We start from the raw sequence: 25,912 nt of genomic DNA on the forward strand, positions 1-25,912 counted from the left end.
TCGCGAATTTCGAGGCGTTCTCGATCTCTTCCTTGACGTTCTGCGGGATTTTCGCCTCGGCACAACCCGATTTTTCCGCCTGACGGAAACCTTTTTACCGATTCGTCTGATCCTTTTCCCTTTGAGCGGGTTTGCTCTTCTTCGTTTTTGTTTGGCCATATCCCATACCTCCGTCTATTGGTTAAGTGCGCGATCGTATACGGCGACGACCCGATCCGTCATCGCATGAAGCGACCAATGACGTAATCCGCTTGCCTGAGCCTGCTCTCCCAGCCGCGTCCGAAGCGCTTCGTTACTCAGCACGTCGGCCAATTTGTCGCATAACTGCCCGTCGTCTCCGGAAGCGAAGATCAATCCGGTTTCTCCGTCTTTGACCATTTCCGGAATGCCGCCCGCATTCGATACGATGACCGGCTTGCCTGCGGCATGGGCTTCCATGATGGAATAAGGAAAATTGTCCTGGAGGCTCGGAAGCACGAAAATGTCGGCCTTTTTCAGTAATGCAGGAACGTCTTCTCGATGACCCAAGAAAAGGACATCGTTCTGAAGGCCGTATTCTGCCGTCTTTGTCCTTAAATGAGCATCCAGCTGTCCGTCCCCGGCCAACCAGCAAACCCAATCTTTTCTGACGTTCTTTAAACGGGCAAGCGCCTTTAATAAGACCTCATGTCCTTTTACCGGGTCAAATCGAGCGCAGCATAAAATAATCAGCTTTCCTTCCGGGCGGGACAGATCGGCGGACGCATTCAATTTGCCCAAGAACTCCTCCATGTCCATCGCGTTCGGCACAACGGTCATTCGGTTGCCTGGAACGTAGAAATCCCTAATCATGATTTGCTTCAGCCATTCCGTCGGCATGATCGTCTCCTGGCTCCCCATTATGCCGAGGTGTTCAATGAATAAATAGTACTGCCAGAGAGGCGTACGCACGTAATTCCCGTCCAGCAGACCATCCGCTTGAAGCCGGGCGAGATTCTCGGTGGAGAGACAGCCGTGAATGGTAGCAATTCGTTTCGTGCGGGGATGCGCCACGCGGGCGAATGCCCTAGCGGCGATTACGTCTTGCGCGTGAACGATGTCATAGGTCGCGGCACCGAAAAAAGCGGCGGCAGCCTCATAGCCATATCGATCGATTTCCATATTCCTTATCGTTGCATCTATGCCAGGGAGATGTCTCGCAAAATAAGCATTCGTTTTTGCTGAAATGAACGGCAGCAGGCTGCTTTTGCTTAGATACCAGCCCTTATTCGGCATATGAAAACCCGAATCGTCAGGCGCTTTCGCGAATAAATCGACCTCATGCCCCAGCGCTTCCAACCCGCGTTTCAATTGATGCATATACTTTTCCAATCCGCCTACGGAAGGAAGCCCCCAATAGGTCGCAAGCAAAATGCGCATCGTGATTTTCCTTTCTGGTCTATCGTCTTTCTATGTGTATGTTCAAATGCTCTGTTTCGAAAGGGATAGATGCCTCATTTGGAAGCCGCGCGCCGGAGGACAATATCCTATTTTCCCTAAAGTCAGGCTGCTAACCAGCGCTTTGTTCTTGCGAGGTGAGTACGATGTGTTAGGAGATTTAAGGGGGGGAGGTCAAGGGATGAAGCTGAATGAATCCTACAAAGTCGCCGTCATCGGACTCGGATATGTCGGGCTCCCGCTAGCACGGCTATTTATCGAGAAGGGTCACACCGTCTTCGGAATCGACAAAGATGAATCTAAAATCCGCAAGCTTCAGACGATGCAGCCTTACTTGTCGGATATGTCTCGTAATGACCTGAAAACGATGTTCGCAAGTCACCGGTTTCATGTCGGCACCGCGTACGACACCATTTCCGAGGCCGACTGCATCGTTCTTTGCGTCCCGACGCCGACGAACGAGGACTACCAGCCCGACCTGCGTTTTGTTTTTAGCGCCATGAGACAGGCATTGCCGTTTTTGCGGCTAGGCCAATTGATCGTGTTGGAGAGTTCGACCTATCCAGGCACGACGGATGGGGAGCTTAAGCCGATCATCGAACAACGGGGATTTCGGGTAGGCGAAGATATATTCCTGGCTTATTCTCCGGAGCGGATCGATCCCGGACGCAGCCAACTGACATTGCAATCAATCCCTAAAGTGATCGGCGGGGTTACCGCAGCCTGCACGCGATACGCGGAACGGATCTATGGGACCCTATTCGATCAAGTCGTCACCGTCTCGAACGCCAAAACGGCGGAAATGACGAAACTGGTCGAGAATTGCCAACGATTCGTAAACATTTCGCTAATGAACGAACTGCTCAAAATAAGCGAAGCGCTGGGCATCAACCTCTGGGAGGTCATCGAAGCGGCCGGAACGAAACCCTACGGCTTCATGAAATATTATCCCGGTCCGGGAATCGGCGGACACTGCATCCCCGTCGATCCGATGTATCTCCTCTGGAAGGCCAAGCAGCATGACATCGAATTGCCTTTTATCTCGTTAAGTCATCGCGTTAACGTGGAGATGCCCGGGTATATCGCAGGCCGAATGGCCAAGAGCTTATCCCCGTTGAAGCTGGATGAATCGAATATTTTTGCCATCGGGGTCACGTACAAGCGGGACGTGAACGATCTAAGGGAGTCCATGGCCTTGAAGGTGGTTGAATCGTTGCTGGCGCAAGGGGCGAAAGTCAGCTTCTACGACCCCTATATTAACGAGATTACTGTCGCGGGCACGACGCTGAAGCGAAGCCCGTTAACGCTGAGAACGATCAAGCAGAAAGACTGCCTGCTCATTCTTACGGATCATTCTTCCATTCAGTACGAGGTTCTCGCCAAGCACGCCAAGCTGATCTTCGACACGCGGAACGCCACGGCAGGCGTACGGGACAAAAAGAATATCGTCCTGCTCTAATATCGGACAGGAGGAGGGCATCGTTCATCATGAAGCTGCTTGTAACCGGAGGAGCGGGGTTCATCGGATCCCATCTGGTAAGCGCGCTGCTGCAGCAGGGCCATACGGTCTGGACGTTGGATGACCTCTCGGCTGGGAGGAGAGAGCTGCCGCCGGGTTGGGAGCACAACAAAAATCATATCTTCATTAAAGGCTCGATCTTGGATCGGGACGTATTGAAGCTGTGCATCGATCAAGTCGACGCCGTGTTTCACCTTGCCGCCATTCTAGGCGTGAAGAACACGGTGGAATCGCCCAAAAAAGTGATCGAAGGAAATCTGGACGGAACGAGGAACGTCCTTGAGCTTGCCTATGAACGGGGGGATCAAGGTCGTCTTCGCCTCGACTTCTGAAATCTATGGCAAAAATACGGAGCTGCCATTCTCGGAAACTTCGGATCGCGTATACGGCGCGCCTTCGATACATCGCTGGTGTTATGCCACGGCCAAATCCATCGACGAACATCTTTGCTTCGCCTATGCGGAGACGGGGCTGCCGGTTACCGTCCTTCGTTATTTCAATGCCTACGGTCCCGGCCAGACGAATTCGCGTTACGGCATGGTCGTTCCCCCGGTTTATTCAAGCGGCGCTGGCGGGCGAAGAACTCCAGGTATATGGCGACGGCACGCAATCCCGCTGCTTTACTTATATTGACGACATGATCAGAGGCACCGTCAGCGCGCTGAAGCCCGAAGCGAACGGACTTGCGTTCAATATCGGTTCGAATCGCCCGATTCAGGTGCTGGCGCTCGCTCGCATGATCATCGCCATGACCGGGTCGACCTCTTCCGTTCAGTTGGTCCCCTATGAAAAAGCATACGGCAAAGGCTACGAGGACATGAGAGCGCGAATTCCGGACTTAACGCGATCGAACGGTATCCTTGGCTTCGACCCGCAGGTCGCTTTGGAGGAAGGATTGGCCAGGACGATCGCCTGGTCCAGGAAGCATAAGACGTAAACCGCCTGTCCGAAGGGAGGCTCGGCTGAAGCATGACAAGTAGTCCGCTGGTTAGTGTCGTTATTCCATGCTACAACTACGGCAAGTACTTGAATGCGACGATCGATAGTGTATTGTATTCGACCTTTCAGGACTTTGAGATTATTGTCGTGGACGATGGCTCGAACGATTCGGCGACCGTCGAAGTCATCAAGTCGCTAAAGGATAAACCGAAGACGCGCATCATTAGGCAATCTAATAAAGGGGTGGCTGCGGCCAGGAATAACGGCATCGCAGCCGCGAAAGGAAAATACATTTTACCGCTCGACGCAGAAGATTTGATTCATCCCACCTTCATCGAGAAGGCGTTCTGGATCATGGAATTTTATCCCCAAGTCGGTTTTGTCTCCAGTTGGGTCCAAGCCTTCGGCACCGAGAAGTGGACGAACGACTCGCCGCAATATAACTTTTATAACCAGCTGTTCCATAATCACGTTTGCGGAACGTCGGTTTTCCGGAAAGAGGCCTTTATTCAAGCCGGAGGGTACAAAAGCGGTTTTGTGGTCATGGGCTACGAGGATTGGGATTTTTGGATTTCGCTTGGCGAGAAGGGTTGGTATGGCTTTCAAATCTTCGAAAGGCTCTTTTACTATCGAAGGCATGGCCGATCGATGATTCATCAAGCGATCGAGCACCATGACGAGCTGGTCAAACAAATCCAAGGCCGTCACCCGGCGCTTTACCACCTGAATAATTTAGAAAAGCTGAGACAAACGTGGAACGATTCGCCGGTGCTGCAATTGACGCCGCTGCTAGCGAAAAACAGCCCTTGGCACAGCTACCCGATCAAACCGATGCACCACAACCGAAAGCGTTGGCTGCTGATCATGCCTCTTATTCGCAGAGCGCAGCTCCAACCGGCGAGCCTGAATTTCATTGACGGCTTACATGCGGACCACCATGCGGTCACGATGGTCGCGACTCAATTTTTAACCGGTTCGAACATGGAGGAATTCGACTGGCTGACCGACGATATTTTTCACCTATCGTTATATGTGCCTAAAATCGAGCTTAAGCTCGACATGATGGAGAGGATGATTTCAAAACTGATCGTCTCTCGCGGCATCGAACGCGTTTTCCTGCTAAGTTCCCGGCAAGGGCATTATTTGAGACCATATCTCGCCAAAAGCTTTCCGAACATACCGTTTGATATCGTAGATTAAGGGAGAGGGTTATATGGAATATATCGATTATCGGTATTTTACGAAAGATTTCTCCTATGAAAAGTATATGCTGACGATCGATGAGGTCATTGAATGCATCGATACGGCTGTCCAGCAGCGCAAGCCTTATTCGCTCGCGAGATTCGGCCACGCGGAGATTGCCGAGCTGCGGGAAATTCCCGATTTGTATCAGAACATGACCTATTACCGCCACTATAACGGATTAGAAAACCAGGACGTTCGCGTCGAACTGATCAAGGCGTTCCTGTCCGCGACGACGGTAGGCGTTCTGCCCACCTTTGCGGACATGTCGGGCGCAGCGCAATCCAGACAAACTTTCGTCAAGCTAGGCCTCGGCTTTCATACGATTTGTTCCGCTTGGATTACGCACCGAATCGCCGAGCTGCCGAACTTCTGGAATTGGATGAAGCAGTATCGGGTCATGCTTGTAGGCAGGAGAGCGGAGGAAGCGGCGCCGGTATTCGGCAGGAACGGCGTGCATGTCGCGGGCGCGGTCGATCTGGAAGGATATGCGCAGCTGGAGTCCGCTTACGAGCAGATCGCCGGCAACGATGACTGGCAGATTGCGATTATATCCGCGGGCGTTCCCGCTACGATCCTCGCCCCTCGACTGGCAGCCACGACGGGCAAAGTCGCGATCGACTTTGGCCATGCGCTCGATTTGATCCTGGACGGCGAACGGTTCGATTTCGAAGCGTTGGTCAAAAAGCTGGGAGGCATGGGATGAATGCCGAAGTAACCGTTCTGATCCCGACCTATAACAGCGGAAGCTTCCTCCAAGAAGCGCTAAACAGCGTATATAGTCAAACCTACGCCAATTGGAAGCTCATTATCGTCGACGATGCCTCCACGGATACGAGTATTTCGCAGCTCCGCCCTTTGTTGTCGGACAACCGCGTTACCTATATTCGCAATGGACAAAATCTAGGCCAATCCAAAAGCATGAATCTCGGATTGGCGGTAACGACGACGCCTTACGTGATCCAGCTGGATGCGGACGATTTGCTGTTTCCTTATACGCTTGAAGTGCTGGTGGCCGAAGCCCGGAAGCAGCCGGAGCACGTGGGGCTTATCAGCGGCAATATCAATTCGGTTTCATTCGATGCGAACGGGAACTTTTATTTCAATATTTTGACTAAGAATCGCTCCTTTCAGGATAAATACGATTTTCTTCTCTCCAACATGTCGCAATGGCCTCGGTTTTACCGGACCTCCACGCTGAAGGCCATCGGCGGCTGGCCGACGGACGATCCGTTCGAAGGCAGATACATGGAGGATAAGCGTGTTCTTATGCGTCTTATCGAGGTCGCTCATTTCCATTGGATCGACGTGCCGCTGTACATCCATCGGCGTCATGAGCGCAACCAAACGAACTTGGTCGACATCTACCGGCAAATTACCGAATGGAACATTCGCGACGCGCTTAAACGGTGGGGCGACGAGTTCGATCCGGTCTTTACGGTCGATCAAAACGGATGGATTAAAATCGTAGATGTCATTCGCAAATAAATACGTTCGCCGTGAATAAGCAGGAGCGCCGCGCTTGATGCTTCCTGCTTATTTACAATGCTTGACGGCAGGGATCGATCATTTCACGGCAATGAAAAAAACGCTCGGCGCCAGGCGCCAGCGTTTCAATAGCCATGATGCGGAAGAAGCATTAATCCGAATAGCCTTGAGGGTTCCCGGATTGCCAACGCCATGCGTCTGCGCACATGTCCTCCAGCGTCTTTTCTGCGCGCCAGTCAAGTTCCGCCGACGCTTTCTGCGGATCTGCATAGCTCACGGCAACGTCGCCAGGGCGCCGGTTCACCACTTGATAAGGCACGGACCTGCCCGACATGCGCTCGAACGTATCGATAAGCTCGAGCACGCTGTATCCTCTTCCGGTCCCCAGATTATACGCGTCTGCTCCTGTGGTGCGTATAACTTTCTGCAATGCCTTGACATGGCCTCGTGCGAGATCGACCACATGAATGTAATCTCGGACGCCGGTGCCGTCAGCCGTCGGATAGTCGTCGCCGAAGACGTTCAGAATGTCAATGTGGCCCGCAGCAACTTGCGTTAGGTAAGGCATGATATTGGTTCTCAGACCCGTCGGGTCTTCTCCGATCCGGCCGCTCGGATGGGCGCCGGTGGGATTGAAATAGCGTAATAAAGAGATGCTCCATTCCGGATCGGCAGCGGATAGATCCCGCAAAATCTCTTCAACGATCAGCTTCGTCCGGCCGTAAGGGTTGGTCGCCTGAAGCGGCTCATTCTCCCGAATCGGAACCCGCTTCGCATTCCCGTAGATGGTCGCGGAAGAGCTGAAAACCATATTTTTAACGTTATGCTTTTGCATCAGTTCGCATAGGATCAGCGTCCCGGTAATATTGGTACGGTAATACTCGAGCGGGTGTTTGACCGATTGTTCCACGGACTTCAACCCGGCGAAATGAATGACGGCCTCGATCTTATGCGCCGTGAAAATACGGTCCATGGCTTCGCGGTCCAACAGATCCGCTTGATAGAACCGAAGGCTTTTCCCTGATAACTCCTGAACGCGCTTCAAGGCTTCCGGCTTGCTGTTCGATAAGTTATCGGCCACGACGATGTCGTAACCTTCTTGAAGCAGCTCCAGGCACGTATGGCTCCCGATAAAGCCCGCTCCTCCGGTAAGTAAAATGGACATGAACCGAACGCTCCTTTACATCCATCGTTTAGCGCATTGTATTCATGTCGAATCGAACGGTTACGCATCGTAACCGAATCGGTGAATTCGTCCAGAATTGGGGAATGGCATTTGCCGTTTCCTCATCCGTTCATTTTTCATAGGGTAAAGGAGACGGACTTGGTCGAAAAGAGGGGATTTGATTGACATATATCGAATTGAATACCGGACAATTAATGGATAAAATCCTGCATGCGTTAGCGCATCGCTTGCCGCTGTCCGTCATATCCGTTGGGGTGACGGAAGCTCATGTGTTGGCCCAGTATACCGTCTATTCCGAGGCGCTATTCATGAATCATCCGGAGGCCGACGTGGAGAATCGGTCCACGGTCACCAGGGGGCATACGCATCGCGGGATTCGTTTCCCTAACATTGAAGCTCGCGATGCCGCCATGGAGGCTGTACGGAAGGCGGATATCGTAGGGATCTCCATCAGGGTTACCCGTTCCGGGGGAATTAACCAGGCAAGTATTCGAAGCCTATGGTTATAAACCGACCTTGATATTCGAAGCCTACACCCGACGGGTGATCATGTTGTCCCAGCAGCGAAAATTCTACGACATGCTGAGGAATCGTAAAGTGATCGTCGTCTGCAGTTATGCGGACGAGGTCAAGCATGCGTTGGAATCCGCGTTAGCCGAACAACTCGGCTTCGAAGTTACCGGCGCCGTCAAAATCAATCAATATGAGGACATCCCGCGCGTGAAGCAGGAAATAAGCGCGATCGATTTTGACTTGTGTTTGATCGCCGCGGGCATCAACGCCGTTATTCTTGCGAGTTATATCGCAAGTTCGTTAGGAAAGGTCGCCTTCGATATCGGACAGGGCATGGAAACGTTGATTACCGGAAAAATCGAGGGGGAAGATTGGCTATCTACGCAAGTAAGCATGTCCACTCTTCTGGAAATGTAACGAATTTTTTCAAGAAAAAAATGCTGCAAATCGCCTTCCCTTCCGGCACACGGAATAATCGCCCGCTCCGGAAGGGAAGCTCACTTGTATTTAGATGATACGCATTATATTCTTCCTGACTTCCCGGGATTCCAGCAGCGCCGATTTTGCATGATAAGGATCGTTATTTCCCAGCACGAGCAACGACGTTCGTTTGGTATGGGTAATGTTTTCGGATACGGTCAGTCCCGCGAATTTAATATCGAAGGCGAAGGAACGGAACAGCGTTGCGAGTTCATCCAGATTCCATTCTCGTACGTGGGATGGATTTGGAGGCGGTCCCCTATGATCGGCTCCTTGCTCAATGTCTCTTTCCGGCGTAGACAACAGACATACGGCAGCATGTTCCATCCACTCTTTCAGATTACATAGAAAATGGACCGGTTGAACCAAATGTTCGATCACGTCCGCGCAAACAAGAATAGCGTCTTTGAGGATCGACTTTTCAAAATTCAGCTTGTGCCTGCTGTCAAGATTATGTTCAAGCCACGTTCCAAAGGGGTACATGCTCCGGCTAGCTTGCAGATTTTCGCCGTAATCGATTCCGATGATTTGAAAATCAGGGTACAACTTGACTAACTTCGATGCGGTCCCGCAGCCTATATCGATCACGTATTTACATCTTAATGTCATTCCCAATTCGCGCGCCAGTGCATAAACCTGAGGCTGCCATACGCCTTCCATCAAGGTATCATAACAATACCGAGGCTGTTCACGGGACACGTATCCGCTTTTTAGGTAATAGTTTTTCCTGACCGCTTGTTGGAAGAACGGATGATCCAATCGAATCTCTCCTTTTTCACATTCACGCTTGAAATGCGATAACCTGTCGATAGGTCATTTTATTCGTAACCGTTAAGACTTGTCCGGGCTTAGAGAGCGGGAATACGCCCTAGTTTTCAACGCGGCGATTCAGCAGGATTTCCAGTGATGGAACAATGGAGGGTATCCAAATGACAGAACATGGGCTTAGAACATGATCTGTTAAGAGTCAGTTAATAGATTGTTTATTTTTCCATGTTATTTTCATTGTAGATCCTCAATTGACGCTTTCCATCAAAAAGGAGATGGGATACTGCCATATTCGGTACCTGATTCATTTTTTTCAAACTGAAAGGAGAAATCCATCCCGATGGAAACGACAAAGAAAATCGTAAACTCTTCGATTAATAAGATCCCTCAATTGGCGATTTTGTTCTGGATCATGAAAATCGCCGCGACAACGTTGGGGGGAGACCGGGAGCGATTTAATTACTGTACCGGGATCCGAAGATCATTATTTGACGCCGTTCCTGTTCTTTATCGGAATATTCGTCGTTTTCTTGGCGATTCAATTGTTTGTCAAGAAATATGTCCCCCCTGTTTATTGGATCGTTATTTTGTCTACAAGTCTTGCGGGCACGGCCTTCTCCGACTACATGGACCGCTCACTAGGATTGGGGTATATGAAGGGCGCCGGACTATTAGTAAGCCTGCTGATCGTCATTTTTATCGTCTGGTACTTCATCGAGCCGAACATGAACGTTAAAAAAAATCGCGACCAGACGCGTCGAAGTTCTATATTGGATTGCAATTCTCGTTTCCAATACTTTAGGTACGGCTGCAGGAGACTTTTTATCGCACAAACAGGAAGGCGTCGGCAAGCTGGCGGGCGGCGGAAGCTTTTTTGGAAGAAGGCTTAGGCCTGACGATCGCGCAAGGCGCCATGCTGACCGGCGGACTCATCGTACTAATCCTGTTAACCTATTGGTTTACGAAGATGAATCGAGTCGTTTTGTTCTGGTTGGCCTTCATATTGACTCGCCCTTTCGGAGCGACTTTCGGGGATTTCTTAATTAAGCCTCATGACAAAGGCGGACTCGGACTCCAAAACGGTACGCAGATCGCCTCCGGTATTTTATTGGCCGTCCTGATCGTCTGTATCGTGATTGAGTATGCGAAGCCAAAGAGTTTGATTCGTTCGACTGATACGGCAGCGGCTTAACGCCCCGCGAAGAGGGGTTCGATCCAACCGCGACAAATCGCATGGCTGCCGGATGATTCGGCAGCTTTTTTTTTTGCGACTTTCGGCAAGAATGATACTTTTTTAGTCCTGACGTATGGCTCGTTGGAGTAATTTTCAAATTCCCTGATTATGGTATGTTTAATAAAAACGTCCATGGGAGTGAATTGAAATGAACCGACGGTCCATGCTCCTGATTTGCGGTGCTTTGATGCTCATGCCGCTGATGCCCAACCACGCATCCGCCGCCAATGCCGGTGCCGAAGCAGCTGCACAAGAAATCATGTCAGTAACGCTTAATCAGCTGAAAGCGGACCCATCCGTCGTCGATCAGCCTCCGGTCGTAACGCGCTTGGAACCGGCAAGCAATCACGCCGTCATTCGCGACAACAGCATGCACGTCATTGCCGAAGCCGAGGACGACCTCGCGCAGCCTTCATTTTTAGTGCAAATCGGAGAGGATCTCCGATATCCGGATATCATCGAGAGCGACCAAGGCGCAGGCAAGTTCGACCGCGTATTCGATGTTACGCCGTATGACGGCAGGACGCTGAACATCCAATATTCCATTTCGGATGGCACTACGCCAAGCGGCGACGACAATCGCCGGGTAAACGTGCATCGAACCGTTCACATCGAAACTAGCCCTGAACTGGCAGAGTCGGAGCGTGAACCGGACGCCCAGATCTTGGATGCGGATGCGTCTCGCCTGTTGCTTGTTCGGGACGGCGACTTGATCATCAAGAATCGCACGGACGGCACCGAAACGGAACTGCTCACGGGCGTTACGACGGACAGATCCGACGGGTTTAAATTAACGCCTGCAGGAGCTGCATTTCTCATCGACACGGGCTGGTATGAATTGAAGCTATTTTGGTGGAACGGACAGTCGCTGATGTCCATACCGGTGGAGTCGGGATCGGTTTGGCAGGCGAGGGGGGAACTATGTAGCGAGTTCGGACTTGGGGACGCTACACTGGGTCGATACCGCGAACGGGACCGTCCGCAATATGCCATACCCAAGCGATCTCAACTTTGAGCTGGAGCCGAGCGGTACGCTCCTGCTTGAACCGGAGACCAGCGGCGAGAGCGACCGAATTCTGCGCTACGATCCGCTAACGGGCAGCAAGACGACTGCTTTGGCGTATCCCGGTGCTCCGCGCGGCCCGGTGACCGACGGCGAAGTCATTTTGTTCACGTTGGCCGACGGCAGCTTAATGAAATACGCGGAGGGAACTGCGACTGTCGTGGTTCCCGGAACGACTGCGACAAGGTTGTTGCCGCATGCAGGATACGAGGCGAACGACGGCTGGATCGCGTTCCAAAAGCCGAACGCAAGCGATGTACGGCAACTTTATTTGCAGTCCCCCGACGGTACGGCGAAGCAGGCAAGCCATTTTAATGCGGAGGCTACGATTCATTCTTTAGATAGCTCCGGCACCTTGCTTCTGGCAAATTCGAAAAAACTTTACCAATATCAGCACGGGATGGACAAGCTTCATCTGATCGCTGGAGACGCCGGCGTTGTTCGAAGGATAAATAGTCAGCTCTATTACTTATTGGGCGATACGATCTTTGCCGTGCAGTTTCAAACGCCTGGCGACACAGAAGCGCCAACATGGCCGCAGGGCGACGTGTTGTCGTCTTCCCAAGCGACTTTTAACGGCGTAAAACTGAATTGGCAGCCGGCTACGGACGAAGAGGGCGTAGTCAAGTATTTGCTATATCAGAACAACAAGCCGCTATCTACCCTAGAAGGGTCGGTGAACAGCTATGAAGCGCAGGGGTTGTCGCCCAATACTTCTTACCTCTTTACGCTGGTCGCTGTCGACGCGGCCGGCAACCAAAGTATAGAGAAGAGCGTGTCGGTCACCACTGTCAAACCGACTACAAAGCCAGAAACGCTGCTGTACCGCTTCGACGGAACGATTCTGGACTTGGATCAAAGTTATATCGTTTGGAAAAAAGCCGGCGATCGCGTCCTGTGGCTGTTCAACCGTATCGATAAAAGCCAAGTCAAGGTTTACGATGCCGCCGGGTCGGATCGTACGATTACGAATGCCGCGTTAACGGCAGAAGGCATTGTTTATACGTTGGATAGCAGCGGTTCGACCAAGACATACATTTGGAAAAACGGTACGGTTACCGAGTATTCGGAGGGGCAGACGCCATACGAAACGAGAGGGATACCTGAAGGCATGGTTATGTATACGATAAATGGCACCACGTACCTTTACGGTCGGGAAGGTGAACTCCTATGCACCTTCAGCGGTCCAGGCAAGTTAGAATACCGCGAGCATATCTTTAGTGAGCCGAGCGGTAATCCGTACCGGTTTGACGCCTGGTATCGCGTATACGGAGGTTCCTTGTACAGCGTTCGAATGTAAGGAAGCAGCATTGTAGGTGAATATAACGCCAGCATACAAACGGTCCCGCGGGCCTTCGCTCACGGGGTCGTTTTTTTTATGAAAGGGCTAAATATTTTAATTATCCGCGTTGACAAATGAGTGAATCGTTCATACAATATTAATAAGTGAACGGTTCATTCATCAAAACGAGGAGGAACGGCAAATATGCGGAAAGCAACAAGCCGAAGGTCAAAACGTAAAAGGGAAATATGTCGTCATTACAGGGGCCACGAGCGGGATCGGATTGGCGGCTGCGCATGCCTTAGCCGCGAGAGGGGCGAACTTGGGCCTCGTCGCGCGCAATGCCGCCAAAGGTAACGAGGTTGCGGCAAAGCTGCGGGCGGCATCGGGCAATCGGATTACGGTAGACGTCTTCATCGCCGATATGTCCTCTCAGCGATCCATCCGCCGGGCGGCAAGAGAGATGTCGGCCAAATGTCCGAAGATCGATATTCTGATCAATAACGCAGGCGCGATGTTCGTAGCGCGCAAGTTGACGGAGGAGGGGCTGGAGATGACCTGGGCGGTCAACCATATCGCGCCTTTCTTGTTAACGTCACTGCTCCTTGATAAACTGATGTTGAGCGACGACGCTCGCATCATTACCACGTCGTCCCACGGCCATAAGATGGCCAGGAAAGGCATCGGATACGATGATTTGAGCGGTCTTCGTTGCTATGGGTTTTGGGGCAAAATGAGGGGCGGCCCGAACTTCCGGTATGGCGAGACGAAGCTGGCAAACATTTTGTTCACTGCCGAGCTGGCGAATCGTTTGAAGGGCACGAACGTCGCCGCGTATTGTTTCGACCCGGGGCTGGTCGACACGAATTTCAATTCGGATAACGGATGGCTCGCCCGGATGACGATGGCCGTCATGAAGCGATTTGCCCAATCTCCCGAGAAGGGCGCGGAGACGCTCGTATGGCTGGCGGATACGGACGCCAACAACCTGGAGAGCGGGCGTTATTATGCCGGCAAACAAATAAGGACGCCGTCGCTACAAGCGAGCGATCGGGAAGCGGCGAAGAAGCTGTGGGAAATGAGCGCGGAGCAAATCCTTGTCTCTCAGGCTTAACCCGCGGAGCGACGCGCAAAAAGGAAGAAGGATCATAGATGCCAAGAATAGCGAAGGCGCAAGCCGAACAAGCGATCGACGAACGCAAGGATCAGATCAAAAAGGCGGCTCTTAAAATATTCGCGGAGAAGGGCCTCGCCGGCACGAAGATGAGCATGATCGCGGAGGCGGCCGGCATCAGCCAAGGATTATCATACCGCTATTTTGAATCCAAAGACGAGATTTTCGGACTTCTCGTGGAAGAGGCGATCGAGGAATCCCGGCAAGCCATCCAGCATATCGGCAGGCTTCCGGGTTCGCCGCTTGAGCAATTAAGGGCGTTCACGCTTCATCTATTGGATGAAGACCACAAGCAATTTTTCCTGCTCGTTCAACAGGCGCTAACGTCGGAAGGCGTGCCGCACAAGGCGAGAGAAGCGATCGAGCGGTATTCGCCCCAGGATACGATCGAGCAGATGATCCCGATCTTCGTTCGCGGACAGCAAGAAGGACAATTCGCCGAAGGCGATCCCTACAAGCGATTGATTTTATTCCTCTCAGTGGTTAACGGTCTCATGCTTCAAGATGCGAAGGCTACGGGCATGGATTGGACGCAGGAAGTGGACCGGCTGCTGAATATCTTGACGAAATAAAAGAATCGGTTAAGCGAAGAAGAGGCGGCGCGCGGCGCCTCTTCTTTGTTATTTTTGGGTCCGTTGGATATACTACACCACTGAACCGGCGGTCAGTCTATCCGAGGGAGAGATGTGTTTTGCGGATCAAGCGTCGAAGCCAGTCGATTCGCGGCAAGCGAGCGAAGCCGATCGACACGCCCCATCTTCCTTCCGAACCCCATGCGGAATTAAGCGCGGAACTTTCCGTAAACGAGAAAGCGCTGAGGGAAGCTTTTCAAGGATGCTCCGATATCGTATTCCGTCCAATCCGTACCACCCCCGAATTATTGCTGATTTATACCGATGGACTGGTCGATACCAAAACGTTGGAACAAGTCGTGCTGAAGCCGCTTATATACAATGGACTTTCAGCCGGGAACGTGTCGAACGGCATTCCCATATCGGGGGAAATCATTCAAGCGCAATTGATTGCCGTCTCGCAAATCCAAACGGTATCTACGATTAACGAAGTCATCGACGGCATTCTGAAAGCGAATATCGGCCTGTTGATCGACGGTGAAAACAGGGCAATCGTCGCGGAACTGAAAGGCTTCGAAAGACGCGCGGTCGAAGAACCGGAAGCCGAAGTGTCCGTCCGAGGACCAAGGGACGGATTCACGGAAACGCTGCGCATTAATACGAGCTTGATCCGCAGGCGAATCCGCAGCCCTAAGCTGAAAATGGAATCCATCGCGCTGGGCCGAGTGTCTCAAACCGATGTCGCGATCGTCTATATCGAAGGGATCGTTTCACGAACGGTCTTGGACGAAGTCCGAAATAGAATCGGCCGAATTCAAATGGACGGCGTGCTGGAATCAGGCTTTATCGAAGAATTTATTGAAGATGCGCCCTGGTCCCCATTTCCGCAGATTCAAAACACCGAGCGTCCCGATGTCGTATGCGCAAGCCTGCTTGAAGGGAAAGTCGCGATTATGATCGATAACACGCCGTTCGTGTTGATCGCTCCGATGACGTTCTGGACCGGCCTGCAGGCAGTAGAGGATTATTACGAACGATCCATTTATACGACGTTCATTCGATTCGTTCGCTACTCTTTGTTTAATATCGCCCTCATGCTGCCTTCCTTGTACGTCGCGCTGTCTACCTTTCATCAACAGCTGATCCCTACGAACCTGCTCATGAGTATCGCCAATTCCAGGGAAGGCGTCCCGTTTCCGACTTTTGTCGAGGCGATGCTCATGGAGTTTATGTTCGAGGGTCTTCGCGAAGCCGGCATTCGCATGCCCAGGGCCGTCGGTTCGGCCGTCAGCATCGTGGGGGCGCTCGTCATCGGGCAGTCCGCCGTGCAAGCAGGCATCGTGTCCGCGCCGGTCGTCATTGTCGTAGCGATGACCGGGATCGCGTCATTTGCCATTCCGCGATACAATTTCGGGACCGCGTATCGGCTTCTTCGGTTCCCGATGTTGATTCTGGCGGGCATGTTCGGTCTATACGGCATCGTAAGCGGCGTGTTTCTCATGATTATACATCTCAACGGCCTTCGCTCGTTTGGCGTTCCGTATATGAGTCCGATGGTGTCGCCGGTGCCGCACGCGATCAAGGATATATTCTTGCGCGCGCCCAGATGGATGATGACGATGCGTCCCGCGTTCACCGCCGGCGCCAATGCAAAGCGAATTCCCGAAGGCCAGCGGCCAAGTCCGAAGCGAGAGGAGGAGGGGCAATGAACAAGAATGCGCCGGCTTGCCTCTGCTTGGCGTTCTCGCTCTTTTTTTATATCGGGCTGCTGGGACAGTTCTGAAGTCAACGATATTGCCATCGAGCTGGCTTGGGGGATCGATAATGCCCCGGATCAGAAGATCCGGATTAGCGCGCAAGCCATCATTCCGTCGAAAATCAACGGCGGACAGAACGACGTTTCAAGCCAGGCTAGCAAAGGAAAGCCGTATTTTGTCCTTGCAAGCGACGGCATGAATACGCTTGATGCCGTCCAGCGAATGCAAACCAAGCTCTCGAGGGAAATGTTCCGAGGTCACCGGCGGGTCATCGTCATCGGGGGAGTCCATGGCCAGAAGGGGCGTCAAGGAAATCTTCGATACCTACAGCCGGGACCCGAATCTCAAGCTGCGCACCGACATTTTTATCGTCAAGGGCGACACCGCGCAAAATTTTCTTAAAGTATCGTATCCGCTAGAGAACATACCCGGAATCGGCGTATTGGGGGAATACGACCAAATCGGGACGGCTTCCAGAGAAATGGGGCTGCTGAACTTCTTGCTCGCCGCGTCAAGCGACAGCGCTTGTCCGGCATTGCCTGTCGTCGCCATCGGCATGGAGCCTGACGTTCCGGAAGAACAACAAGGACAAGCACCGTCCAAAGCGGATCGGGAGGGCTTCCGAATCGTAGGCACCGCTATTTTTAACAAGGAGTTAAAGATGGTTGGATACATCGATATGGAAGAAGGACGCGCCATGCGGTGGGTATCCGGCAATCTGAGGAGAATGACGGTGTCCGAAACGCTGCCGCAAGGAAAGGGCAACGTCAGCATGGACGTCGTCAAAACCAAAAGCAAAATCATTTCCGCTTATCAAGGCGGGCGGTTAAAAATCCATGTCACTTTGACGGGACAAGGAGCGATACGCGAGAATAATACGGATCTGGATCTAACGAACACCAAGCATATTTCCGATTTGGAAAAGGCTTTAAACAGGCATACCGAAGAAGTCGCGCTGAAGACGATTACCGACGTGCAGAAGGAATACGGAACGGACGTCTTCGGCTTTAGCGATGCGATCCGCCGGAAGGATCTGGCCCTGTGGAAGTCCATAAAAGACGATTGGAAAGAGGAGTTTCAAAGGTCGGAGATTACCTTGAAGGCTAAAATGACGGTTCGGCGGATCGGCGTTACCGGGCCTTCGCTGCAATTGAACCCGAATGAGATCAAGAAATAAAATAGATTTATTTTGTTAAACGACGCAACAGGGACACGATAAGCAGCATCCCGGGCACAACGAACAACATGGGCACCCAAATATAGGGAACGAGTATTTCAAAGTGATGGCGATAAATATGCTCGGCGATGTTTTTGGACATCGTCAGCCCAAGGATTAACGCGACGGCGCATGCCGGGATGACAAGGACGCGGTAACTTTTCATTTTCGTCAATTGTTGAATTCCCGTTACCGCCGCGAGAATGAGAACGACGCATTTTAAAAGCGCCGTCATTAAAAAATAAAGGACGCCGAACATCTGCAGGTTCTCGATGAATTGTCCGACGCTAATCACGCTCAGCAAGGTGTAAAGCGGGTACAAAAAAACCTGAAAACAGGGTTCCGAACGCCATAATCGCGAGCACGTCGAAGCAGGTAATCATGACGCCGGAAAGGATCGTGGCCAGAAGGGTGATCCTCATTACCTTTCCCGGCTGTTTGGTCTGCGTCCAGAACATGGCGAAGACGAGCGTTTCCCCGAACGATTGCGTGATGCCGGCCGGAAATACGGCCTTCTGGATGGGCCTCCAGCCTTTTTCAAAAGCGGGCTGTAAATAATGGAGATGTAAAACGTCCGAACCAAAAAAGGAGAATGACCTCCAAACCAAACAAAATGAGTACGATGGGAAGGAAGATCTCTCCCAATCGAGAGACGCTTGCTATACCGCCATAGACGCAGTAGGCCAAAATGACGGCAAATAGACCGGCGGTTAAAACATACGGCGTATCCGGCAACAAGGCTGTCGAGACCATATCCCGGACATCCGCAATGATCCGTCCGCCGACGTAAATAAACAGGAGCGGGTACAGAAAAGAAACAGGCGTTCCGATCCAGGTTCCGAATTGGGCTGGAAACCATTGGACAAGCGTTAACCCTGGATTCAACTTCATCAAGGCGATATAGATCAAAATGATCAACGCGCCTACGCCGCAGGAAATGAGTTCGCCGATCCAGGCATCGCGACCGGCCGAGCCGCCGAAGCCAAAGATGATGGTCGTGCCCAATTGGAAAATGAAGGTGATCGCGAACAGTTGATAGTTCGAAATAATGAGCAACTCCCGGAAACGTTATAAGGGTAGCTTATTTAGTTTTCCAGATTATGCCTGACTTATTCAGAAAAGAATCCAATCCACTGCCTGGAGAAGACTCGGCGGGTCAGCCTTGTCCGGATCTCGATCTCTTTTTTGCCGCCATCGATCTTCATGACCAGGAACAGGAGGAGCGGAAGGGCGACTTGAAAAATCGTGAACCAGGACGTAACGACCTTCCCCATCCAGATGTGGTGCGTATAATTGGGCGACAAAAAAGGAGAGGCCGAAAATCGCCGCGCCGATCATAAAGACGCCTTTCCGGTATCCGATGCCCGTCAATTGGCTGAGGCCTGTCGCGGCGCCGATAAAAAAAAGCAGCCAGCTTGACGCCAAGGCCGAGGAAAAGAACGAATACGAACAGAATATCCATGCGCTCGAACACTTGGGAAAACTCGATGAGTTGAACGCTCTCCAATAAGGGAAAAGTGACTTTCTCGGCGATGGATTGCCCAAGCACGAAGAGAATCAGCTCGTTCATGCCGATGAGAAAAATAGAAACGCCGACATATGCCATGTAGACGGATCGCGTAAAACCGGGCGTTTGGGAGCGTACGAGCGGAAAAAAAACGAGGAACAGGATCGTTTGACCGAACGGAAAGGACACCAGCTGCGGAAAAGCGGCTTTGAATACCGGGTGCCAGCCGTTTTCGAGCACGGGGAGCAAACTTGCCGCGTGAATCAGATGTTGGCCGGACAGCATCAAAACGAGCAGCAGATAGCCGACGACGACAAACGGAAACAGGACAAGCGAACAGAGAAACAACATGCGCGCGCCGTACCGTGCCGTATTGGCCACGACGGAGATCGTGATCAAAGCGATAACGAACAAAGGCGTATCGTTAAGCAAGATCTGAGACGTCAATTCAACCAGATCCCGCAGATTGCGGGAGGCTTCATAAGCGAAATAGCCGACGAACGACAATCCGATCGCCATGCCGGTCCATTTGCCCAAATAAGCGCGACATAACGCGAACAGATCGCGATCGGGATCCTGCCGGTGCATGGCCAAGTACACCGCGAGCAGAAAAAAGCCGACGACGGCAGCCATCGTCATCGCGATCCAAGCGTCTTGTTTGGCATCGGCAGCCAGAAGAAATAGCGTCGTGCTGCCGATCTCGTACAAGGCAAGACAAGCGATCAAACCCGCCGGTTTTTTTTATTTCATTATCCATATCCGCTAAAACTCCCTTCGCGCGGTAGGCCCGCCCGGCTGCTCGGTCAAGGCAGCTTCTCGCTCACCGTATCATTGAGCATGCCCGTGTTTTCAAGCGTCGCTTGGACCCGGATGTTTAATTCCACCTGCTCGAGCTGCCGCTCCCAGTCTTGCTTTGCCTTTTGCCATGCATCCGGATATTTCCGATGGATCTTGTCCGCGAACCCGGCCAGATCGGCATGCATACGCTGCGCTGCGCTCCAGCCCAAACGGATGTCGTCCAGTATGACTTTTTCGATCTGCTTTTCCATGGCCGAGACCGTGGCGGGATCCGTCAGGCTTCTCGTGCACGAGGATTCGCTCAGCGCGCCTTTGGCTTTGACGCGTACGTTGATTTGGAACGTATCCTTCGCCTTGACGGGCACAACATGCGTTTTGGCGGCTCGCACCTGAAAGACGGCATGTTCCTCTTCGGACTTCGCGCCCGGGCAAGGGAATGCGATCATCGATTTTTTGATTCGATTGTTCAACCAGTCCAGGCCGTAGCTCTCTTCCTGGTCGATCCAGCCGACCAGCTTGGCTCCTTTGAATACGCCAAGCCGCAGCAGGCGAAGCTTCGTCGGTACGATGGTCGTTTTATAGGCATCGACGCCTTCCAGATCCTTCTCGTTGCCGCCGTCCACGCGGCGCAAGCCGATTTCCGGCACCAAAATCGCGTTTGAATCGGAGTAGATGCTCCTGGCTACGTCGAATATTTTAACGGCCGGCGTCCGTCCGGATGTTTTTTGAGCGGTCTCCAGGATGGAGGCGATCGCCCGGCCCGGCAGTTTTTCCGGCGGGACGAGCTTCCGCATAATCTTGGAAGCTTCACCGTCGGTGACGGTCAATAATACCGTTTCTCTAGAGTCGAAGCTTCGCAAAAATAAATCGAGCACCTCCGATATTCCATGCTGCGCCGCTTCCTTGCCCAACACGAGAACGTCGGTGTGCGAGAAGTAAAGCTGACGGGTAAACTCCAGGTTCGCGCGGCCGGCCGCTTCCCGGATCGTGCTGCCGCGCGAGGTGAAGACGTGTACGGACGACTGGGAGCTGCTCGCCGCTCCGCCGCCGCCCGCGCCGGTCCACATCGCGGAAGGTACGATCACTTGATAGGTCACGATCCATTCCTTGTCCGACCGATCGACCGACGTGGCGGCGGTGATGCCCAGTTCATTCAATTCTCTGCGGTCCCAGCAGCCTGCGAGCATACAGCAAGCCGTCGTCGCGCAGAGGAGGAGTCGCCATCGCTTCATTCGCCAGCCCCCTTCCGCTTGGGGCCACGGCGAAGCTGGCGCCTCGGATTGAGGCTTCCGAACACGGCCGGACGCTCGGTGAGGGCACGCCAAGGCAACCGATAGAACAAATCCTTGAAATTCATCCATTTCAACGGCGCAATCGGCAAAAGATAAGGAACGCCGAATGAACGGAGCGCCACGAGATGAAGGAGCAGCGGGATCATCCCCGCAAGAACCCCGAATAAGCCGAACGAGCCCGCAAGCGCCATCAGCAAGAAACGCATCAGACGGATGGCCGCCGACATGCCGAGCGCCGGAATGACGAAGTTCGCGATGGCGGTGAAGGAGACGATGATGACCATCGCGCCCGACACCAATCCAGCCTGTACCGCGGCCTGTCCCAGCACCAGAGCGCCGACGATCGAGATCGCGGGACCGATGACTCTGGGCATGCGGATCCCAGCCTCGCGGATGACTTCGAAGGTCAGCTCCATGAGCAATGCCTCCAGCAGCGCGGGCAGGGGCACGCCTTCGCGCTGCGCGGCCAGGCTGATGAGCAACGTCGTCGGGATCATCTCTTGCTGGAAGGTCGTCACCGCGATATAAAGCGAAGGAAGGAGCAGACTGACGAAAAAAGCGATGAACCGGATCATACGGACAAACGATGCGATATCGTGCCTTTGATAGTAGTCTTCGCTCGACAAAAAAAAATTTGAAAAAGGTGACCGGAAGAATAAGGGAAAAAGGCGTGCCATCGACCAAAATGGCGGCATGTCCTTCGAGCAGATGACCTGCGACGGTATCCGGCCGTTCGGTATTCTGTATGGTCGGAAACGGCGTCCACGAGGTGTCCTGAATTAATTCTTCGATATAGCCGCTCTCCAGGACACCGTCGATGTCGATCGCGTCCAGGCGGCGGCCAAGCTCCTCCAGAATGACCGGCTGCACGATGCCTTCTATATATACGACCGCGATTTTCGTTCTCGTATAGCGGCCCAGGAAGCGACTCTCGATTCGCAAATCGGGCGTTCGCAGCCTTCTTCGAACGAGGGATACATTGTCCGCCAAATTTTCCGTAAAGCCGTCCTTCGGTCCCCGAACGACCGTCTGCGAGGACGGCTCCTCGACGGAGCGGGAGGGACCTCCGGGGATCGCGACAGAGAGCTCGAAGGCAAGTTCAGTTCCGACAATGACGGCTTCCCCGTTCAGCATCGCTTGAACGAGGGCCTCTTCGGATTCCGGGGCCGTCAACGATCCGACGGGAATGCGCGAGGTCAGCGACCTCGCGAGGTCCTGCGGCAATCCCGCGCCTTCGCGCGTTTCCGCTACGACGGCTTCCAGTAGAAACGCGAGCAAGTTTTTATCCACTAACCCGTCGATATAGCAAACGGCATATGCACCATGATTTTCCGTGCCTTCATGAATGAGCCTGACGATAAAGTCCGAACTTCCCCCAAGCCGGCGGCGAAGCCTTTCTACGATGGCAGGCTCGGCAGGCTTCTCCGATGTATTCAACTTTTGCACCTCCTTTCCTGGCATCGAACATCAATCATCGTTACGTTGCCCATATATGCCGAAATTATCCAGTTGCGTCTTCCTGGAGGAATGCCGCCTTGCCGCGACGATATAGAGGGTAGAGAGGGAAAGTTATTGACGGTGCATGCGAAATCACATATATTATCATTAAATTGGTCAGACAACTTACCTGATATCCATTTGGATTGGAGCATCCGTCGCGCATGAATAAAGCGGAATTGATCGTAGACAAACAATTCGTCATCGGCACCGTGGATCCCAGGTTGTACGGCTCGTTCATCGAGCACGTCGGCCGGGCGGTGTACGGCGGCATCTATGAACCCGGCCATCCGGAGGCGAACGAACAGGGCTTCCGCCAAGACGTAATGGCGTTGGTTCAAGAACTAGGCGTCCCCGTCATCCGGTATCCCGGCGGCAACTTCGTGTCCGGCTACGAGTGGGAGGACGGCGTCGGTCCCCTCTCCGCGCGCAAACGCAGGCTCGACTTGGCTTGGGGCGCGTTAGAGACGAATGAAGTCGGAACGAACGAGTTCGCGGCTTGGGCGCGAGCAGTCGGCGCCGAGGTCATGATGGCCGTTAACCTGGGTACGCGCGGACCGGCGGACGCGCGCAATTTGATCGAGTACTGCAACCACCCCGGCGGCACGTACTGGAGCGATCTGCGACGCTCCCATGGACAAGAAGCGCCCCACAAGTTCAAGACTTGGTGCTTGGGAAACGAAATGGACGGCCCTTGGCAGATCGGACACAAGACGGCCGACGAATACGGTCGAACGGCGCTCGAAACGGCGAAGCTCATGAAATGGGTCGACCCTTCGATCGAGCTGGTCGCTTGCGGCAGTTCGATGCGCGACATGCCCACGTTCGGCGAGTGGGAAGCGACCGTGCTGGACCACACGTACGATCAGGTCGACTACCTGTCGCTTCATACGTACTACGGGAACCGCAAGGACGATACGGCCAGCTTCGTCGCGAAGACGCTGGAGATGGACGATTACATTCATTCCGTCATCGCCGTCTGCGATTACATGAAGGCCAAGAAGCGCAGCAAGAAGCAGATGATGCTTTCCTTTGACGAATGGAATGTCTGGTATCACAGCGCGGACGCCGATCGGCAGCTCGAACGGTGGATGATCGCGCCGCCGCAGATCGAGGATATCTACACGATGGAAGACGCGATCGTGGTCGGTTGCATGATCATTTCGCTGCTGAAGCGCGCGGACCGCATTCGGATGGCCTGCATCGCTCAGCTGGTGAACGTAATCGCTCCGATTATGACTGTAAACGAAGGAATCGCCTGGCGGCAGACGATTTTTTACCCCTATCAGCATGCATCGGTGTACGGCCGAGGCGTCTCTCTGAAGCCGATCATTCGAAGTCCCAAGTACGATTGCAAGCAGTTTACCGACGTTCCTTGCCTCGAGTCGGCAGTCGTATACGACGAGGGAGCGGAGCAGCTGACGATTTTCGCGGTGAATCGGGACCTGGCGGAAGCGTTGGAGGTCGAAGCCGATCTTCGGCAATTCGCCGGCTACCGGATCGTCGAGCATGTGGCGCTGGCCCATCCGGATCCGAAAGCAAGGAATACGGCGAGCGAGCCGCGCAACGTAACGCCGCATGCCGAGAGCGGCGCCGAGCTGCGGGACGGCTGCCTCCGGATCAGACTGCCCAAGCTCTCGTGGAATGTCATTCGGTTGAAAAAAACGTAACGCCTAGTCGCAACGTCAATCGCGAACGGTTGTTGCTGGCGCGAAGTGGAGGCGATGAGCAATAGATGAGCGTCCAGTACGAGCTCGTGGAGAAAATCGTTAAAGCCGGCGGCATCGTCAACGTGGACTGCGATTATACGGAGATCAAGGCTGCGCTTGACGACATCGCGGATAACTCGGCGGGTAAGCGTTACGTGCTGCGGATATTGAACGGCACCTACGATGTCTCGAACGACGGAAATCTGTATCTAGGCTTGAAAAATTACGTGGACCTTATTGGACAATCACGGGGCGGCGTGCGGATCGTGAAGCGGGACGACGACTACAGCGACGCGAAAAACGTGTTCGACTCGGCCTATTACGGACAAAGGATCGAATATGCGTCGCTTCGGAATCTGACCATCGTCAGCTATAACTTAAAGGCGCCCGTGCACATCGACGACGAATATGTGCAAGGTACGATCGAGCTCGTCGACTGCACATTGATCAACGAAAACACGCCGGACATGGGCAACTATCAGAACGGTCTCGCTTGCGGCCTGCGGCAAGGCCAACGGGTCGTCGCCAGAGGCGTTCATTCCAACGGCATGCTATGGATGCATAACGGCTTCGAGGCGTATGCCGGAGAGGGCTGCCGTTTCGAGCTTTACAACTGCATCTGTCCTTTTATCGTGATCGGCGAGCTGATCACCTACGGCAATGATACCATTGTCATCGAGGGCTGCCGGGCGGAGTTTCTCCGCTATCTTTATATCAAAGGCGTTGCCGTCCAGCGGCTGCGTCCGTATGTCCAATCCAGCTTTACGTTCGAACTCCGAGGCAATGCCATCGATTACGTCGAAGCCGTTACGACGACGGACCTCGGCTACACGTCGGTTCCCACCGCATTCGATGAGCTTTGCGAAGGCAAGTGGTCCATTAGCGATCCTTCGATCCATCGTTTCGTTATGAATACCGGGGCGGCAGACATCGATAAAGGGAGCCTGGTATCGCGAGACGGATACGGCGTGAAGCGGTGGGCTCCGGGCGAACGGCTATACGGCATGGCTTTGGACGCCATCCTGCCCGGAGACTATGGGATCGTCCAGGACCGCGGCATCGTCTTTATTCACGCTCATCCGGATATGGAGATCGCCGAGGACGAGCCGGTCGAGCTGGACGCTTCGGGCCTGATCGTTCGGCTTGGCAGCGGCGAGAAAATCGGCTTGGCCCGAGGCCGGTACGCGCACGGCGACCGTGTGCTGAAAGTCCAACTGACGAAAGCGCCAGAATCATAATCCTTCCATGATCCAGTATGAA

Annotated in this window: 28 protein-coding genes and 2 pseudogenes; 20 read left to right on the forward strand and 10 right to left on the reverse strand. The window is 53.2% G+C overall.

The features are described 5' to 3' along the window. Positions 1-174: 174 nt before the first annotated feature. Positions 175-1,398 (reverse strand): glycosyltransferase family 4 protein, encoded by a 1,224-nt coding sequence (locus tag OMP38_RS25720; protein WP_277567563.1) that lies wholly within the window; start codon positions 1,396-1,398, stop codon positions 175-177. A gap of 199 nt (positions 1,399-1,597) precedes the next feature. Between OMP38_RS25720 and OMP38_RS25725 the strand changes: the two genes are divergently transcribed. The 6 genes and pseudogenes from OMP38_RS25725 (at position 1,598) to OMP38_RS25745 (ending at position 6,604) form a co-directional block, all read left to right on the forward strand. Next, the gene (locus OMP38_RS25725; protein ID WP_277567564.1) at positions 1,598-2,875 is read left to right on the forward strand and encodes a nucleotide sugar dehydrogenase; all 1,278 of its coding nucleotides are present in this window, start codon (positions 1,598-1,600) and stop codon (positions 2,873-2,875) included. Positions 2,876-2,904: 29 nt separating this feature from the next. Beyond that, positions 2,905-3,418, forward strand: a pseudogene (locus tag OMP38_RS35120) (NAD-dependent epimerase/dehydratase family protein); the annotation flags it as partial. 16 nt (positions 3,419-3,434) lie between these two features. Continuing rightward, a complete protein-coding gene (locus OMP38_RS35125; RefSeq protein WP_338130637.1) occupies positions 3,435-3,872 on the forward strand; it encodes an NAD-dependent epimerase/dehydratase family protein in 438 nt (145 codons plus the stop codon). 32 nt (positions 3,873-3,904) lie between these two features. Further along, positions 3,905-5,074 carry a glycosyltransferase family 2 protein gene (locus OMP38_RS25735; RefSeq protein WP_277567565.1) on the forward strand — a complete coding sequence of 390 codons (1,170 nt, stop codon included), beginning with the start codon at positions 3,905-3,907 and terminating at the stop codon, positions 5,072-5,074. Positions 5,075-5,087: 13 nt separating this feature from the next. Continuing rightward, the gene (locus tag OMP38_RS25740) at positions 5,088-5,822 is read left to right on the forward strand and encodes a GT-D fold domain-containing protein (protein WP_277567566.1); all 735 of its coding nucleotides are present in this window, start codon (positions 5,088-5,090) and stop codon (positions 5,820-5,822) included. Continuing rightward, positions 5,819-6,604, forward strand: coding sequence for a glycosyltransferase family 2 protein (locus OMP38_RS25745; protein ID WP_277567567.1), 786 nt, complete (start codon positions 5,819-5,821; stop codon positions 6,602-6,604). Before OMP38_RS25740 ends, OMP38_RS25745 begins: the two co-directional genes overlap by 4 nt. A 151-nt stretch (positions 6,605-6,755) precedes the next feature. On the opposite strand, the gene galE is transcribed toward OMP38_RS25745, so the two are convergent. Beyond that, positions 6,756-7,769, reverse strand: a complete 1,014-nt coding sequence (galE, locus tag OMP38_RS25750) for a UDP-glucose 4-epimerase GalE (protein ID WP_277567568.1) — start codon at positions 7,767-7,769, stop codon at positions 6,756-6,758. A gap of 182 nt (positions 7,770-7,951) precedes the next feature. Here galE and OMP38_RS25755 point away from each other — a divergent pair, with 182 nt between their 5' ends. Beyond that, positions 7,952-8,299: a GT-D fold domain-containing glycosyltransferase gene (locus OMP38_RS25755; RefSeq protein ID WP_277567569.1), complete on the forward strand. Its 348-nt coding sequence runs from the start codon at positions 7,952-7,954 to the stop codon at positions 8,297-8,299. Between the two features lie 7 nt (positions 8,300-8,306). Beyond that, positions 8,307-8,720, forward strand: a complete 414-nt coding sequence (locus OMP38_RS25760) for a GT-D fold domain-containing glycosyltransferase (RefSeq protein ID WP_277567570.1) — start codon at positions 8,307-8,309, stop codon at positions 8,718-8,720. A gap of 90 nt (positions 8,721-8,810) precedes the next feature. Here the strand turns inward: OMP38_RS25760 and OMP38_RS25765 are convergent, their stop codons facing one another. Beyond that, positions 8,811-9,542: a methyltransferase domain-containing protein gene (locus OMP38_RS25765; RefSeq protein WP_277567571.1), complete on the reverse strand. Its 732-nt coding sequence runs from the start codon at positions 9,540-9,542 to the stop codon at positions 8,811-8,813. A gap of 497 nt (positions 9,543-10,039) precedes the next feature. Between OMP38_RS25765 and OMP38_RS25770 the strand changes: the two genes are divergently transcribed. The 10 genes from OMP38_RS25770 (at position 10,040) to OMP38_RS25810 (ending at position 17,810) form a co-directional block, all read left to right on the forward strand. After that, a complete protein-coding gene (locus OMP38_RS25770; protein ID WP_277567572.1) occupies positions 10,040-10,441 on the forward strand; it encodes a COG4705 family protein in 402 nt (133 codons plus the stop codon). Continuing rightward, the gene (locus tag OMP38_RS25775) at positions 10,332-10,598 is read left to right on the forward strand and encodes a hypothetical protein (RefSeq protein WP_277567665.1); all 267 of its coding nucleotides are present in this window, start codon (positions 10,332-10,334) and stop codon (positions 10,596-10,598) included. The genes OMP38_RS25770 and OMP38_RS25775 overlap by 110 nt, the downstream gene beginning before the upstream one ends. After that, positions 10,519-10,743 carry a COG4705 family protein gene (locus OMP38_RS25780; RefSeq protein ID WP_277567666.1) on the forward strand — a complete coding sequence of 75 codons (225 nt, stop codon included), beginning with the start codon at positions 10,519-10,521 and terminating at the stop codon, positions 10,741-10,743. Before OMP38_RS25775 ends, OMP38_RS25780 begins: the two co-directional genes overlap by 80 nt. A gap of 190 nt (positions 10,744-10,933) precedes the next feature. Next, on the forward strand, positions 10,934-11,800 hold the full coding sequence (locus tag OMP38_RS25785) for a hypothetical protein (protein WP_277567573.1): 867 nt from the start codon (positions 10,934-10,936) through the stop codon (positions 11,798-11,800). Beyond that, on the forward strand, positions 11,772-13,148 hold the full coding sequence (locus tag OMP38_RS25790) for a fibronectin type III domain-containing protein (protein ID WP_277567574.1): 1,377 nt from the start codon (positions 11,772-11,774) through the stop codon (positions 13,146-13,148). Before OMP38_RS25785 ends, OMP38_RS25790 begins: the two co-directional genes overlap by 29 nt. 184 nt (positions 13,149-13,332) lie before the next feature. Further along, positions 13,333-14,244 (forward strand): SDR family NAD(P)-dependent oxidoreductase, encoded by a 912-nt coding sequence (locus OMP38_RS25795; RefSeq protein ID WP_277567667.1) that lies wholly within the window; start codon positions 13,333-13,335, stop codon positions 14,242-14,244. A 38-nt stretch (positions 14,245-14,282) separates the two neighbouring features. Next, positions 14,283-14,876: a TetR/AcrR family transcriptional regulator gene (locus OMP38_RS25800; protein ID WP_277567575.1), complete on the forward strand. Its 594-nt coding sequence runs from the start codon at positions 14,283-14,285 to the stop codon at positions 14,874-14,876. A gap of 125 nt (positions 14,877-15,001) precedes the next feature. Next, on the forward strand, positions 15,002-16,585 hold the full coding sequence (locus OMP38_RS25805; RefSeq protein WP_420869752.1) for a spore germination protein: 1,584 nt from the start codon (positions 15,002-15,004) through the stop codon (positions 16,583-16,585). Between the two features lie 6 nt (positions 16,586-16,591). After that, positions 16,592-17,035, forward strand: coding sequence for a Ger(x)C family spore germination protein (locus tag OMP38_RS36680; protein ID WP_477100084.1), 444 nt, complete (start codon positions 16,592-16,594; stop codon positions 17,033-17,035). Then, positions 16,923-17,810, forward strand: a complete 888-nt coding sequence (locus tag OMP38_RS25810; protein ID WP_277567576.1) for a Ger(x)C family spore germination protein — start codon at positions 16,923-16,925, stop codon at positions 17,808-17,810. The genes OMP38_RS36680 and OMP38_RS25810 overlap by 113 nt, the downstream gene beginning before the upstream one ends. A gap of 7 nt (positions 17,811-17,817) precedes the next feature. Here OMP38_RS25810 and OMP38_RS25815 read toward each other — a convergent pair whose 3' ends face one another. The 7 genes and pseudogenes from OMP38_RS25815 to OMP38_RS25840 form a co-directional block, all read right to left on the reverse strand. Beyond that, positions 17,818-18,171 carry a GerAB/ArcD/ProY family transporter gene (locus OMP38_RS25815; protein WP_277567577.1) on the reverse strand — a complete coding sequence of 118 codons (354 nt, stop codon included), beginning with the start codon at positions 18,169-18,171 and terminating at the stop codon, positions 17,818-17,820. Next, positions 18,137-18,457: a GerAB/ArcD/ProY family transporter gene (locus tag OMP38_RS36230; protein ID WP_420869731.1), complete on the reverse strand. Its 321-nt coding sequence runs from the start codon at positions 18,455-18,457 to the stop codon at positions 18,137-18,139. The genes OMP38_RS25815 and OMP38_RS36230 overlap by 35 nt, the downstream gene beginning before the upstream one ends. Further along, positions 18,387-18,905, reverse strand: coding sequence for a GerAB/ArcD/ProY family transporter (locus OMP38_RS25820; RefSeq protein ID WP_277567578.1), 519 nt, complete (start codon positions 18,903-18,905; stop codon positions 18,387-18,389). Before OMP38_RS25820 ends, OMP38_RS36230 begins: the two co-directional genes overlap by 71 nt. Positions 18,906-19,050: 145 nt before the next feature. Continuing rightward, complete coding sequence (locus OMP38_RS25825) at positions 19,051-20,082, reverse strand: GerAB/ArcD/ProY family transporter (protein WP_277567579.1); 1,032 nt, start codon at positions 20,080-20,082, stop codon at positions 19,051-19,053. 77 nt (positions 20,083-20,159) lie between these two features. Beyond that, entirely contained in the window at positions 20,160-21,386 is a 1,227-nt protein-coding gene (locus tag OMP38_RS25830; RefSeq protein ID WP_277567669.1) for a Ger(x)C family spore germination protein, read from the reverse strand. After that, complete coding sequence (locus OMP38_RS25835; protein ID WP_420869753.1) at positions 21,383-22,021, reverse strand: spore germination protein; 639 nt, start codon at positions 22,019-22,021, stop codon at positions 21,383-21,385. The genes OMP38_RS25830 and OMP38_RS25835 overlap by 4 nt, the downstream gene beginning before the upstream one ends. 112 nt (positions 22,022-22,133) lie before the next feature. Then, positions 22,134-22,907 (reverse strand): annotated as a pseudogene (locus tag OMP38_RS25840) (spore germination protein); the annotation flags it as partial. 200 nt (positions 22,908-23,107) lie between these two features. Between OMP38_RS25840 and arfA the strand changes: the two are divergent. Next, on the forward strand, positions 23,108-24,613 hold the full coding sequence (gene arfA, locus OMP38_RS25845; RefSeq protein ID WP_277567580.1) for an arabinosylfuranosidase ArfA: 1,506 nt from the start codon (positions 23,108-23,110) through the stop codon (positions 24,611-24,613). Positions 24,614-24,678: 65 nt separating this feature from the next. Continuing rightward, positions 24,679-25,890 (forward strand): hypothetical protein, encoded by a 1,212-nt coding sequence (locus OMP38_RS25850; RefSeq protein ID WP_277567581.1) that lies wholly within the window; start codon positions 24,679-24,681, stop codon positions 25,888-25,890. Positions 25,891-25,912 lie beyond the last annotated feature (22 nt).

Origin of the sequence: Cohnella ginsengisoli, from assembly GCF_029525555.1 — a bacterium.
GTDB lineage: Bacteria > Bacillota > Bacilli > Paenibacillales > Paenibacillaceae > Cohnella > Cohnella ginsengisoli.

Coding starts and splice junctions, on each gene's coding strand:
- OMP38_RS25720 (WP_277567563.1), bottom strand. CDS start 1,398: ATGCGCATTTTGCTTGCGACCTATTGGGGGCTTCCTTCCGTAGGCGGA.
- OMP38_RS25725 (WP_277567564.1), top strand. CDS start 1,598: ATGAAGCTGAATGAATCCTACAAAGTCGCCGTCATCGGACTCGGATAT.
- OMP38_RS35125 (WP_338130637.1), top strand. CDS start 3,435: ATGCCTACGGTCCCGGCCAGACGAATTCGCGTTACGGCATGGTCGTTC.
- OMP38_RS25735 (WP_277567565.1), top strand. CDS start 3,905: ATGACAAGTAGTCCGCTGGTTAGTGTCGTTATTCCATGCTACAACTAC.
- OMP38_RS25740 (WP_277567566.1), top strand. CDS start 5,088: ATGGAATATATCGATTATCGGTATTTTACGAAAGATTTCTCCTATGAA.
- OMP38_RS25745 (WP_277567567.1), top strand. CDS start 5,819: ATGAATGCCGAAGTAACCGTTCTGATCCCGACCTATAACAGCGGAAGC.
- galE (WP_277567568.1), bottom strand. CDS start 7,769: ATGTCCATTTTACTTACCGGAGGAGCGGGCTTTATCGGGAGCCATACG.
- OMP38_RS25780 (WP_277567666.1), top strand. CDS start 10,519: ATGAATCGAGTCGTTTTGTTCTGGTTGGCCTTCATATTGACTCGCCCT.
- OMP38_RS25785 (WP_277567573.1), top strand. CDS start 10,934: ATGAACCGACGGTCCATGCTCCTGATTTGCGGTGCTTTGATGCTCATG.
- OMP38_RS25790 (WP_277567574.1), top strand. CDS start 11,772: ATGCCATACCCAAGCGATCTCAACTTTGAGCTGGAGCCGAGCGGTACG.
- OMP38_RS25800 (WP_277567575.1), top strand. CDS start 14,283: ATGCCAAGAATAGCGAAGGCGCAAGCCGAACAAGCGATCGACGAACGC.
- OMP38_RS36680 (WP_477100084.1), top strand. CDS start 16,592: ATGCGCCGGCTTGCCTCTGCTTGGCGTTCTCGCTCTTTTTTTATATCG.
- OMP38_RS25810 (WP_277567576.1), top strand. CDS start 16,923: ATGGCCAGAAGGGGCGTCAAGGAAATCTTCGATACCTACAGCCGGGAC.
- OMP38_RS25830 (WP_277567669.1), bottom strand. CDS start 21,386: ATGAAGCGATGGCGACTCCTCCTCTGCGCGACGACGGCTTGCTGTATG.
- OMP38_RS25835 (WP_420869753.1), bottom strand. CDS start 22,021: ATGATCCGGTTCATCGCTTTTTTCGTCAGTCTGCTCCTTCCTTCGCTT.
- arfA (WP_277567580.1), top strand. CDS start 23,108: ATGAATAAAGCGGAATTGATCGTAGACAAACAATTCGTCATCGGCACC.
- OMP38_RS25850 (WP_277567581.1), top strand. CDS start 24,679: ATGAGCGTCCAGTACGAGCTCGTGGAGAAAATCGTTAAAGCCGGCGGC.